This window comes from Marseilla massiliensis, from assembly GCF_023336985.1.
In the GTDB taxonomy this organism is placed as follows: domain Bacteria; phylum Bacteroidota; class Bacteroidia; order Bacteroidales; family Bacteroidaceae; genus Prevotella; species Prevotella intestinigallinarum.
In genome coordinates, this window is record NZ_JAMBLP010000026.1 from 26534 (window position 1) to 39673 (window position 13140).

A 13140-nucleotide genomic window follows, 5' to 3' on the forward strand; every position below is an offset into this window, starting at 1 on the left:
AATTGTTGTTATAAACAACTTTTTGATGATAAAATGGAACCCTGCAGGCCATATTTTGTTTTTGCTGTATTGCGGTTTGATGGCATTGGCACCGCATGCCATAGTTACTGCATGGCAATGTTGTGTAGGTGATAATGCACATCCGTTTTGATAAAAAGAACCGTTTTCTTTTGTGTTCTCCGCTAAAAGAGTTATCTTTGCAATCACATATTTCAGAGCAAATTCATTATGAAGAATATACTTAAAGCGTTACCCGCACTATTGTTCCTGTTATGTTCGTCGGTCGTCTCGGCAGCCACCAAGCCCATAGTCTTGGACTTATGGCCGAATGGTGCCCCGGAGAAAAGCTCGGATTTGAAGGATACGGCCAGGGTATATGTGTATCTGCCGGATGTGAAGCATGTCACGGGGCGCGCTGTGGTGATATGTCCCGGTGGCGGTTACGCCATGTTGGCAATGGAGCATGAGGGCACAGACTGGGCCGAGTTCTTTACCAGTCAGGGCATCGCAGCCATAGTGTTGAAATACCGCATGCCTCACGGCAACCGCAAAGTGCCGGTAAGCGATGCGATGGAAGCGATGCGCTTGGTGAGGCGCAATGCCAAAGAGTGGCGCATAGATGTTGACCAGGTGGGCATCATGGGCTCGTCGGCCGGCGGGCACCTGGCATCTGTGGTGGCCACCATGGGCAAGGGCAACACTGCTCCTAATTTCCAGATACTGTTTTATCCGGTGATTACGATGAACCCGGGGTTCACCCATATCGGTTCGCATGACAATTTCCTTGGAAAGGATGCGCGAAAGAAAACAGAGCAGGAGTACAGCACAGACAGGCAAGTGAGCAGGGTGACGCCAAGGGCGTACATACTGTTGAGCGATGACGACCACACCGTTTTGCCTGCCAATGGCGTCAATTACTATCTCGCCTGTTATCGTCACGACGTTCCGGCGTCGCTCCATGTCTATCCCACCGGTGGGCATGGTTGGGGCATGAAGCAGAGTTTCCCTTATCACATAGAGATGCTGCTTGACTTTAAGGCATGGCTGAACAGCTTCTGACGGTTTTTATGGTCAAGGCTACATGTGTCAAGTCATGGATAGAATGCATTGGATTGGCATTCTTTCCATGATTTGTCGTTAATGCGGTTTCTGTGGCTGGTGATTGATGTGGGCCCAGAGTAATGCGTCCGATAGAGTTTCTTGATTATGCTGTTGTCTGTGCGATACACCGGGCGCTATGTTGTGGATAGGCAAGACTTGGTTGGAATCGCAGGCGGAAAACGTGGCTTTAAGGTGCTAATCTTGGCATACATCACATTTATATTGGCTGCTTAACGTCGTTAGTACGCTATTTGTTTCGTCTGGGTTTTGTCGTTTGCAATAATTTGTCTACATTTGCAATGTGTTTCAATCAATTGCCTTTCGGTCGCGGTGGTTTTTGTTTGCATTACGGTTTTGTGTGCAGTTACCCGCTTCAAATGGCAATTGAGAGCAGAGTTATAAAACGAAAGTCAGGATGATCAACGAATATCAGGTTAGGGTACTGCCTCATGTGGCAGCCGGCGAAGAGTCCATTTGCAGGTATCTGGCAAGTGAGCATGGTTTTGACGTGCGTACGGTTAAGGCCGTCAGAGTGCTTCGCAAGAGCATAGATGCACGCCAGCGGACTATATATGTGAATCTTAAAGTGCGTGTTTACATCAATGAAGAACCGTCAGACTTGCCTTATGTCCCGGTAGAATATCCCGATGTCTCAGGTTCAAGGCAGGTTGTTGTGGTCGGTGAGGGCCCTGCGGGGTTGTTTGCTGCGCTTAAGCTAATAGAACTGGGACTGCGTCCGGTGGTCGTAGAGCGTGGCAAGGATGTCAGGGAGCGCAAGAAAGATCTTGCCGACATATCACGTACGCAGAAGGTTAATGGCGAGAGCAATTATTGTTTTGGCGAGGGTGGAGCCGGTGCTTACTCAGACGGCAAGCTGTACACACGGAGCAAGAAGCGCGGTAATGTGGATAAGATACTTGGCGTTTTTTGCCAGCATGGTGCCTCAACGGCAATAATGGCAGACGCCCATCCGCACATAGGTACCGACCGTCTGCCGGGAGTTATTGAGCGAATGCGCCAGACGATAATATCGTCCGGCGGTGAGGTGCGCCACCAGACACGCATGGACAGGTTGCTGATTTCACATGAAGGTCATGTGGAAGGAATCGACGCAACCGACTTGCGCACGGGTGCCGGCCTTACATTACACGGCCCTGTGATATTGGCAACAGGCCATTCGGCCAGGGATGTTTACCGATATCTTGCCGAGGCGAAGGTTGAAATAGAGCCCAAGGGCATTGCGGTTGGCGTCAGGCTCGAGCATCCATCGGAATTAATAGACAGAATACAATACCATAATCCGGCAGGGCGTGGCAAATATTTGCCGGCTGCAGAATATTCGTTTGTCACTCAATCAGGCGGCCGAGGGGTTTATTCGTTTTGCATGTGCCCCGGCGGCTTTGTGATACCTGCCGCCACATCTGATGGGCAGATTGTTGTAAATGGCATGAGCCCGAGCAATAGAGGGGGTAAATGGTCGAACAGTGGCATGGTTGTCGAAACGCGAGTCGAGGACGTCGAAGGTGACGATCCTCTGAAAATGATGCACTGGCAGGAAAGGCTCGAACATGATTGTTGGATCCAAGGCAATATGCGGCAGACCGCGCCGGCGCAGCGCATGGTCGACTTTGTCAACGGAAAGCTCAGCTATGATTTGCCGCGCAGTTCGTATTCTCCCGGCTTGATATCCTCGCCGCTTCATTTCTGGCTTCCAGCCCAGGTGGCAGACCGATTGCGCGAAGGGTTCAAGGAGTTCGGGCGCATGAGCCGCGGCTTCTTGACCAACGATGCAGTCATGATTGCTATAGAGACACGCACGTCGGCCCCGGTGCGCATAGTGCGCGATCCGGCGTCGCTCATGCACGTCGGTGTGGCCGGGCTTTTCCCCTGTGGCGAGGGCGCCGGATACGCCGGAGGAATTGTGTCGGCCGCCATTGATGGCGAGAGGTGTGCAGAGATGTGCCATGAATATTTGGCGGCGAGATGACGTCTTCGGTCGTTTCTTCTGTCTGCAGCACATTAGAATAATAAGAAACAAGCAAAGAAAAATTTGCATAAGTGGCAGAAAAGTAGTATTTTTGCGCCAAAATTTGGTTAAAATAAAGATTCACTATAATGAATATTTCGTACAAATGGCTTAAAGAGTACGTTGACTTTGACCTTACTCCGCAGCAAGTTTGTGATGCTTTGACCTCAACAGGGCTTGAGGTAGATGCGCTTGAGGAGGTTCAAAGCATTAAAGGAGGCCTAAAAGGCTTGTACGTAGGCAAGGTTTTGACGTGCGAAGCTCATCCTAACTCCGACCATCTTCATGTCACAACGGTTGACTTGGGGCGTGATGTTCCGTCGCAGATTGTGTGCGGCGCTCCAAATGTGGCTGCTGGACAGAAGGTTGTCGTTGCAGACTTGGGGTGCGTGCTATACGATGGCGACAAGGAGTTTGTCATCAAGAAGTCCAAGTTAAGAGGAGTTGATAGCTATGGCATGATATGTGCCGAGGATGAGATTGGGGTCGGAAACAGCCATGACGGTATAATCGTGCTGCCCGACGATGCGCCTGTCGGTCAGCCTGCCGCAGAATATTATCACCTGGAAAGCGACTGGGTGATAGAGATAGACATCACTGCTAACCGTGCCGATGCATTGTCTCACTGGGGTGTTGCCCGTGATTTGTATGCGTGGCTGAAGTGCAATGGCTATGAGACGAGCTTGCATCGCCCCGATTGTTCAAAGTTCTCTGTAGACAATCATGACTTGCCTATCGACGTGGAGATTGTCAATCGTGACGCTTGCAAACGATATGCATGCGTAAGCATAACCGGTTGCGAGGTGAAGGAGAGCCCTGAGTGGTTGCAAAACAAGTTGCGGGTGATAGGACTTCGGCCGATAAACAACATTGTAGACATTACCAATTACATAATGATGGCCTATGGGCAGCCCATGCACTGCTTTGATGCCGATATGGTGACAGGCCACAAGATAGTGGTGCGCACACAGCCGGAAGGTACAAAGTTTGTTACGCTCGACGGCGTAGAGCACGAGTTGGGCACCCATGACTTAAGCATATGTAATGCCGAAGAACCGATGTGCATTGCCGGAGTGTTTGGCGGCAAGGGCAGCGGCACGTACGAGACTACGCGGAATGTGGTATTGGAGAGCGCTTATTTCCATCCGACTTGGATACGCAAGAGCGCGCGCCGCCACGGATTAAGCACTGATTCATCATTCCGCTTCGAGCGCGGCATTGACCCGGAAGGAGTTATATACGCGTTGAAGCAAGCTGCAATATTGTGCAAAGAGCTCGCCGGTGGAAGTGTGTCCATGGAGATAAGGGACGAATATCCTGAGCCAATGAATGGATTTACGGTTGACTTGGAGTACGATTATGTAACGGCACTTATAGGCAAGGATATCCCACACGCAACCATCAAGAGCATCTGCGAGAGCCTTGACATGAAGATATTGTCTGAGTCTGACAACGGTTTGGAACTGCTCGTTCCGGCATACAGGGTCGATGTTCAACGCCCGTGCGACGTTGTAGAGGACATTTTGCGTATATATGGTTACAACAACGTTGAAATACCATCGCAGTTGAAAGGCTGTCTTGCTGTTAAAGGGGATGAAGACTGCAAGCACAAACTGGCCAATATTGTCGGTGAGCAGCTTGTTGGATGCGGATTCAATGAGATTCTTAACAATTCGTTGACGCGCGGAGCTTATTACGACATGTTCGATGCTTACAAGCAGGAAAACTGCGTTAAGATAATGAATCCGCTCAGCACAGACCTCAATGTTATGCGCCAGACTCTCATCTTTGGTGGTTTGGAAAGCATAGAGCACAATGCAAAGCGCAAGAATCCCAATCTGCGCTTGTTTGAATTTGGCAATGTTTATCACTTTGACCCGGCAAAGCAAAACACTGAAAATCCCATTGCTGCATACAAGGAAAGTTATCATCTCGGTTTGTGGCTTACCGGTAAGCGTGTCGATGGCAGTTGGGCTCATCCCGACGAAGACAGCAGCTTCTTTGAGCTTGCGGCCTATGTGCGCAACATATTCGACCGCATAGGGCTGAAGCAAGGCATGACAGTGCGGAAGAAAAGCACTAATGATATTTTTGCCCACGGCATAACAATAGAGAACCGTGGCGGCAAAAAGCTCGCCGAGATGGGCATTGTAAGCGCCAAACTGCTGAAAACCGTAGATATATCAAAGCCGGTTTACTACGCCGAGCTTGATTGGACCGCCCTTATGAAGGCCGTAGGCAAGAACCAAGTCTTGTATGCCGAGATTAGCAAGTTCCCCGCTGTCAGCCGCGATTTGGCTCTGCTTGTTGATAACGGAGTAGAGTTTGCCGCTATAGAAGAAGTGGCAAGGCAGACGGAGAAGAAACTGCTTAAGGGAGTAGAGCTCTTCGACGTGTATGAAGGAAAGAATCTTCCGTCAGGGAAGAAGAGCTATGCGGTCAACTTCATACTGCAAGACGGGGCAAAGACTCTCAACGATAAGCAGATCGATTCGATAATGACTAAACTGATAACAAACTTAAAGAATAAACTTGGGGCAGAGCTCCGTTAATAAACACTCCGATGGGAAGAGCATTTGAATATCGTAAAGCAACAAAGCTTAAGAGATGGGGGCACATGGCCCGCACATTTACAAAGATTGGTAAGCAGATAGCAATAGCAGTCAAGGCTGGTGGACCTGAGCCAGAGAACAACCCTCATCTGCGCGCAATCATACAGACAGCCAAGCGCGAGAACATGCCTAACGCCAATATAGAGCGTGCTATCAAGAATGCATTGGGGAAAGACCAGAAAGACTTCAAGGAGGTGACATACGAGGGATATGGCCCTCACGGCATAGCCATCTTCGTTGATGCTGCCACTGACAACACAACCAGGACGGTTGCAAATGTTCGCGCTGTATTCAATAAGTTCAGCGGCAATCTTGGTACACAAGGTTCGCTTTCATTCCTGTTTGACCAAAAGTGCGTGTTTACATTCAAGAAGAAAGACGGGCTGAATATGGACGACCTGATACTCGAATTCATTGATTTTGGTGTCGATGACGAGTATGATGAAGATGAAGAGAGCGGCGAAATAACAATCTACGGAGAGCCTACGAGCTTCAGCGACATACAGAAGCATCTTGAAGGTATGGGCCTTGAGGTCACCGGTGCCGAGTTTACCCGAATACCTAATGACCTGAAGGACGTTACGCCGGAGCAGCGTGAGACAATCAACAAGATGGTTGACCTGCTTGAGGATGACGACGATGTGCAGAACGTATATACAAATATGAAACCCGAAGAGGCCTAAAATCATATTTGTCGAGGCACAATCAATACAAGAATAGCGAGGGTTACCCGGAACAAGGAAGGCCGGGTTGCCCTCGCTTCATTATATTAAAATAATCTTATTGGGCCAAGCCTGTTGCCATGATGTGTGTTACTTATAATCTTCAGGCTTGAATACTGCCTCGAAAACAACCTTGTTTTTGTCTTTCCCTGAGCGGTAAGTGTAGGCGAAGTTATAACCTGCGTCTTTGTAGTCTTTTATTGAAGTGGCATTCTTTATTTGTGATAGCAACAGGTTGTAAGCCTCAGAAGTATTGATGTTGGGGTTACTGTCTGCTGCTTCTTTGATGGAGTAATAATAATGCAGTGTGTGTGTGGAGCGTTCAAAGCTCATGCTGTCTATCACAATGTTTTCGCCTATAGGTGCCGGGCATTTCTTTTCTGTGTATTCCTTGGCTTCCCGGGCACATTTATCTTCAAGGCTTTCCTGACAGGATAATAGCAATCCGGACAAGAGTAACATAAACATCGTTCTTTTCATTGTCGTATAGTTTATTTGTTGCCGCAAAGTTACTAAAATACTCGTGAACGACAATGGCACGATACACCTTTTATCATGAAATGGTGCATCGTCCCATTATTCATCAGCAACTGCCATTTGTTTTCTAATTCAGAAGATGTAACAGGGGTTGCAAATCAATATAATAATGTTGTCGTAGTCTTTCGATATAGCCGCAATAGCCGTTGCACCAGCTTGCGTCAGATGTCATTCTTGCAAATGTCGGCCATCACCCCTTGATATTGGCGTTCTGCCTCGATGCTCGCCTGCAGGTTCCGATAAATCACATCAGCCTCAGAGTAATATTCCACAATCGATATCTGCCCGCTTTCCACAGCCTTGTCCAACAGTCTTAGAGTTTCTATCATCAAGTCTTCATCGTAAGCCTGTGCTGCCTGCTTGAGTTGTTTCATTTGCTGTATCTTGGTTTTTATACCATTTTCTGCCATTGCTTTTGTATTCTCAAGATTAAGCCGTGCGTTCTCCATCTTGGCTTTTGCTGCTTTCGTCTTGTTCCGGCTCGAAAACAGCGGGAATGATGCACCAACCAGAAAACCATTGCTGGCATCGCTGCCGTCGGTGTTTCTCCGGTATCCCACCTGCAGTTTTGGCATCCAGTTTTGTTTGTTCACCTTCACATCCTGTTCCGATGCCTTGGCAGAAGCAGCCGCAGCATGTATGTCATTGTCGTTGTTGAGTGCATTCTGCAACAGTGTCTCACCATCGCCGTCGGGCGTTGCGGGGTATTCCATGCCGTTTAGTGGCAGTGGCGAGTTGCCGTTCAAGGCCGAGAGCGAGTTTATCGTGGCAATGCGTTCAGCCTCGGCTTGCGCTATTTCAGTCCTTACATTCATCAAGTCCATCTTGATTTTGTTTACCTCAAGGATATTGGCGTTTCCGTCTTCCAGTCTTTTCTCATACATTTGCAACAGCCTGAGAGCGTTGTCACCTCTTTTTTTCAGCAGCGTTTTCTTTTTTGTTTGCATGATGAAATCCAGGCACAGCGTCTTGGCATTGAACAGAATGTCGCGCCTCGACTTGTTATATTCCTGCCTGAGGACTTCTTGTTGCAGTCTTCCAGATTTTGTTCGTGCGGCATAAACGGTTGGGAAGTCAAAGCCTTGGGATACCACCAGTTCGGAGCTGGCAACGCCATTGACCGCCTTGTTGAAGAACGGACTGTATTCAACCGACGGGTCTTCGAGGTTGTTTTGTGACTTTATCTCAAGGCAACCGGCTTCGTAGTCTTTTTTAAGAGCCTTCAGTTCAATGTTGTTTTGTTCGATGCAGTGTAGAACACTGTCAATGCTGGCGGCGTCCATGGTGCAAGCGATGCACATTGCAGCACAAGCCATCAGTATCTTTTGTTTCATTTTGTCGGTTTATTATTGGTTATGTTCTTTTTGTTTAGCAGTTCATATATGATGGGTACGATGAACGCATTGAGGAATGTCGACGTAAGCAGTCCACCCAATATGACTTTTGCCATCGGGCTTTGAATTTCATTGCCCGGCAAGTCGCCGCGCAGTGCCAGTGGTATCAGCGCCAGTGCAGAGCACAATGCAGTCATCACAATAGGGTTTAGCCTGTCCAGCGAACCCTTCATAATGCTTTCTTTCAGCGAAAGCCCTTCTTCACGTTGCAGGGTGTTGTACCTGCTTATTAGCAGCATGCCGTTGCGCGTTGCTATGCCGAACAGTGATATGAAGCCGATGATGGCCGGTATGCTCACCTCGCCGGTAGTAAGGCATAGTGCGAAAACCCCGCCTATCAGTGCCAGTGGCAGGTTGAGCAATATTACCCCGCTTTCAAGAGCATTCCTGAACTGCAGGTATAGCAGGAGGAACATGATGACTATGCTCACCGCCGATGCCAGCATAAGTGTTCGGCTGGCGCTCTGTTCGCTTTCAAATTGTCCGCCATATTCAATGTGGTAGCCTTCGGGGAGCTTGATGTTTTTGTCAATGCGTGCCTGAATGTCGTTGACCACACTGCGCAGGTCGCGGCCGCTGGCGTTGGCAGAGACAACGATTTTTCGTTTCACGTTCTCCCTGTTGATGGTGTTTGGACCAGTGGTCGACTTTACCTCAGCCACTTCTGTCAACGGAATCTTGCCGCCGTCGGGCGTGTCAATCATCAAGTCTTTTATCCGTTCCATTGAGCCCCTGTCGCTGTCGGCGGCCCTTACCACCAGGTTAAAGCTCTTTTTGTCCTCATAAACCTGCGAAACCGTTTCGCCTCCCAAGTTCACACTGACAAACGAGTTGAAGTCGGCGAGGGTGATGCCGTGCTTTGCCAATAGTTTGCGTTTGGGGCTGATGGTTAATTCCGGCCTCTCTATCTGTTGCTCCACATTGAGGTCTGCTATGCCGTCCACGGTGGCTATCTCGTCTTTTATCCTGTTTCCGATTGCGAACATCTTGTTCAGGTCGTCGCCGAAAAGCTTTATTGCTATGCTTGCCTGCGTTCCACTCAGCATGGCATCTATGCGGTGGCTTATCGGTTGGCCTATTTCTATGTTGGCCCCGCTGATGGCTGATAGCTTGTGCCTTATGTCGTCCAGCACTTCCTTGTGAGTTCTGTCCGTTAGCTCAAAGGGGGCTTCAATTTCAGAAACATTGACCCCGAGCGCATGCTCGTCGAGCTCAGCGCGCCCCGTCTTGCGTGCAACGGTCTTTATTTCGGGTATTGACAGCAACAGCTCTTCGGCTCTTTTGCCAATCTTGTCCGACTCCTCAAGCGAGATGCCCGGCATAGAGCTTACGTTGATAGTGAACGAACCCTCATTGAACGATGGAAGAAAGCTGTGGCCTAAGGTGAAGAACATGCATACGGCAACAATGAAGAGAGCCACCGAGCCTCCCAGTACGCTCTTCTTGTTTGCCAAGGCCCACAGCAGCGCAGTGTGGTAGTGTTTCTTTAGCCATGTGGCCATGAATGCTTCCCTGTCTTCTTTGCCGGAGCCATTTTTATTGCTCAGCAGATAGCTGCACAGCACAGGAGTCAGAGTAAGCGCAACTATTGTCGATGCGAGAAGTGCCACGATGAATGCTATTCCCAGCGGTATCAGCATTCGTCCTTCCATGCCGCTGAGATAGAACAGAGGCACGAAGCTGGCTATAATGATGAGTGTAGAGTTGAGTATGGGCATACGAACCTCCTTTGAAGCGTTGAACACAACTTCGCGCGTGGGTTTGCGCAGGTTCTCCGGCAGCTGTCTGTTTTCGCGCAAATGCTTCCATACGTTTTCCACATCAACTATGGCGTCATCCACCAGTGAGCCAATGGCTATTGCAAGTCCGCCGAGGCTCATGGTGTTGATGCTCAGGTTCATATAGTGCATTACCAATATTGAAACAAGCAACGATACCGGCAACGTGATGAGCGAAATCACTGTTGTGCGGGTGTTGGCCAGGAAAAGGAACAGCACTATAACCACAAAGATGGCCCCTTCGTACAGCGATGTCTTCACATTGTCGATAGAGCTCTCGATGAAACGCGACTGCCTGAACACGTCTGTCGACACATTGATGTCTGAAGGGAGGTTTTTCTGAAGGTCTTTCAGGGCGTCCTCAAGTTTTTCGGTCAGTTCTATCGTACCTGTGTTAGGTTGCTTTGTGACAGTCATGAGCACCGCCGGCTTGCCTTTTTCCGACGCTACGCCAAGCCGTGGGGTTTGCGGGCCCACTTTCACCTCGGCAATGTCGGCGAGCGTCACGGGTATGTTGTTTGTCGATTTCACCACAGCGTCGCCTATGTCCTCTATGTTGTCTGACGAAACGAGGCCACGGATGATGTATTCGTTGCCATATTCGTATATGGTGCCGCCATTGGTGTTTTGGTTCATGCCTGTTGTTGCGTTGAGCACATCAGACAGGCTGACGCCGAAATGCTTCATCTTCTGCGGATGTATCAGTATCTGGTATTCCTTTATGTCGCCGCCCAATACCGACACTTGGGCCACGCCGCCTATAGACAGTAGCCTTGGCCTGATGGTCCAGTCGGCCAAGGTGCGCAGGTCTAACATTGAGGTGCTGTCTGCCGTGAGGCCAACTATAAGCACCTCGCCCAGTATCGACGACTGTGGGCCGAGCGTTGGCGTGCCCACGTTGTCGGGCAGTTCGTTGGCCATTGCCGACAGTTTTTCTGAAACTATTTGCCTGGCTATGTATATATCTGTCGACCAGTCGAACTCTACCCATACCACTGAGAAGCCGGCTGTCGACGACGAACGTACGCGCCTTACCCCTGTGGCGCCATTCACGGCAGTCTCTATAGGGAATGTCACGAGCTGTTCCACCTCTTCGGCGGCCATGCCCTTGGCTTCTGTCATTACTACCACTGTCGGGGCGTTCAGGTCGGGAAAAACATCTACTTCTGTGTTGTGGGCCGTGAATCCGCCGAGTATGATTAGTGCTACAGCCGCCACAAGGACAATCAGGCGGTTGTGCAGTGAGAATCGGATTATTTTGTTAAGCATACGTTTCTGACTGTTTTAATGGTTGTGGTTGTGGGCCGGTATTGCGTTGCTTGATGCTGCAAGCTTTACGTTAACGGCTCCTTTGGTCACTACTTGTTCGCCTCCCTTCAGTCCGTCTACTATTTCTGTAAGCTCGCCATTAGTCATGCCAATCTTCACCTCTTGCTTCTTATAGCAGCTGGCGTCGGTCTTTATGTATACAAAATAGGCCCCTTGTTCTTCGGTTATGGCGCTTACCGGTACTGCCAACGCCTCTTTCCCGGCAGAGGTCTGTAGCCATATCTCGGCGAAAGCACCCGGCATGATTCCCTTGGCATTGTTGAACTCGAAGGTTATCGGTATATATCCCGGCGAGGCTGTAGTGGTCTTGCCCACAGCCACTATCCTGCCATTGAGCTTGTTTAGGTCGTAGACGGTGTCACTGTACGAAGGTTTGAATGTGGCAGACGATATGATGTCGAGCATGTCATAATACTTTTCAGGCAGTTCGGCCCGCAGGTACAGGCGTTTGTTTTGCGTTATGCTCAGCATGGGTTGCCCAACGGTGACATAGTCTCCGTCTTTCACGTTGCATGACTTCACGTAGCCTGAGATGGGGGCGACTATGCTCACCCCTCCCTTCCCGTCGTCGGGCAGGGCCTTGTAGGCTACTAAAGCTGCTTCGTATTGTGCTTTTATGGCATTGAACTCTTTCTTGGATATGATGTTGTCATCAACCATTTTTGTGGCACGTTCATAGTCTTTTTTTGCTGTCTCAAACGCTATCCGGGCATTGCGCGTCGGACTTCCGCCTTGCAGGTTGTTGGCAGAGATGTTCATCACCGTCCCCCCTTTGTTCAGACGGGTGCCTTCAGTGAGCTGTCTGTTCAGCGAAACAATGCCCGAAGTGCTGGCAACAACGGTTCGTTCGTCGCCACTCGCTTCAACGATTTTTCCTCCCACGGGTATCGACCCGTAATATGATGCCGGCTTGATTGTCTTTACTGCCAAGCCAATGTTCTTTGCTTGTTCTGCGCTTATTATTATTTCGTCTGAATGGCTTTTTGCGTCCGACTTTTGTTCCTGCGTTGCATTGCTTGTTGTTTTGCTTTCATTATCATTGACGCACGAAACCGTCAAAGCCAAGGCCATGACCCCAATAGTGAAATGATGTAGTTTCATAAAGTGTTTGTTTGTTTTGTTTCAGGTTGCAAAGGTATATAAGATGTTTTGCAACCCAATTGCAAATGTTGTCTGTACCTGTACGCGTTTAGGCAATTTCATGCTGCGGCCAGGGCCTTGTGTAATGTAACGCGCCTATAGATGTGCCCTATTGGCAGGTGGATTGCCGTCTGCAACAGTGCCGGATTGTGGCGGATGCCGGTTGGGCAAACAGTGCATCGGTATTATCGTTTGGGGGTACGCATCGTATGCCATGATGGTAGTTGTTTTTACTTACCCATCTGTCGGCCATAAGCAGCCTATATGATTCCATGACATTGACATTCAATTTGTTTGCCGTCTTAAGTAGCTGTTCAAAATAAACCGATACAATTGACCTTGCAGGTGTCCTCAATATCTTCGCCACCATCTTGTGTGCTCTTTCTGGCCGCATGCCAAAGTCTCATCGGTCGCGTAGCCCGCTAAGCTCTATTTTCGGACTTTGGCATGCATCTCCGAAATAGCGCACAATCTGATGGCAATTAATTTTGAACACCTAAT

Annotated in this window: 8 protein-coding genes; 4 read left to right on the forward strand and 4 right to left on the reverse strand. The window is 49.3% G+C overall.

Annotated elements, in window-relative coordinates; all coding sequences use genetic code 11:
* Positions 1–228: 228 nt before the first annotated feature.
* From M3089_RS13605 to M3089_RS13620, 4 genes are all read left to right on the forward strand, one after another.
* Positions 229–1059: an alpha/beta hydrolase gene (locus M3089_RS13605; RefSeq protein ID WP_205109744.1), complete on the forward strand. Its 831-nt coding sequence runs from the start codon at positions 229–231 to the stop codon at positions 1057–1059.
* A 457-nt stretch (positions 1060–1516) separates the two neighbouring features.
* Positions 1517–3088: an NAD(P)/FAD-dependent oxidoreductase gene (locus M3089_RS13610; protein WP_205109746.1), complete on the forward strand. Its 1572-nt coding sequence runs from the start codon at positions 1517–1519 to the stop codon at positions 3086–3088.
* A 128-nt stretch (positions 3089–3216) separates the two neighbouring features.
* Positions 3217–5679 (forward strand): phenylalanine--tRNA ligase subunit beta, encoded by a 2463-nt coding sequence (gene pheT, locus M3089_RS13615; RefSeq protein ID WP_249084668.1) that lies wholly within the window; start codon positions 3217–3219, stop codon positions 5677–5679.
* An 11-nt stretch (positions 5680–5690) separates the two neighbouring features.
* Complete coding sequence (locus M3089_RS13620) at positions 5691–6422, forward strand: YebC/PmpR family DNA-binding transcriptional regulator (protein ID WP_205109749.1); 732 nt, start codon at positions 5691–5693, stop codon at positions 6420–6422.
* Positions 6423–6551: 129 nt separating this feature from the next.
* Here the strand turns inward: M3089_RS13620 and M3089_RS13625 are convergent, their stop codons facing one another.
* The 4 genes from M3089_RS13625 to M3089_RS13640 all read right to left on the reverse strand — a co-directional run bounded on the left by M3089_RS13625 (position 6552) and on the right by M3089_RS13640 (position 12600).
* The gene (locus M3089_RS13625; protein ID WP_249084670.1) at positions 6552–6941 is read right to left on the reverse strand and encodes a hypothetical protein; all 390 of its coding nucleotides are present in this window, start codon (positions 6939–6941) and stop codon (positions 6552–6554) included.
* Positions 6942–7159: 218 nt separating this feature from the next.
* Positions 7160–8332, reverse strand: coding sequence for a TolC family protein (locus tag M3089_RS13630; RefSeq protein WP_249084672.1), 1173 nt, complete (start codon positions 8330–8332; stop codon positions 7160–7162).
* Positions 8329–11439 carry an efflux RND transporter permease subunit gene (locus M3089_RS13635; protein WP_249084674.1) on the reverse strand — a complete coding sequence of 1037 codons (3111 nt, stop codon included), beginning with the start codon at positions 11437–11439 and terminating at the stop codon, positions 8329–8331. Before M3089_RS13635 ends, M3089_RS13630 begins: the two co-directional genes overlap by 4 nt.
* A 15-nt stretch (positions 11440–11454) precedes the next feature.
* Complete coding sequence (locus M3089_RS13640; RefSeq protein WP_249084676.1) at positions 11455–12600, reverse strand: efflux RND transporter periplasmic adaptor subunit; 1146 nt, start codon at positions 12598–12600, stop codon at positions 11455–11457.
* Positions 12601–13140: the final 540 nt, after the last annotated feature.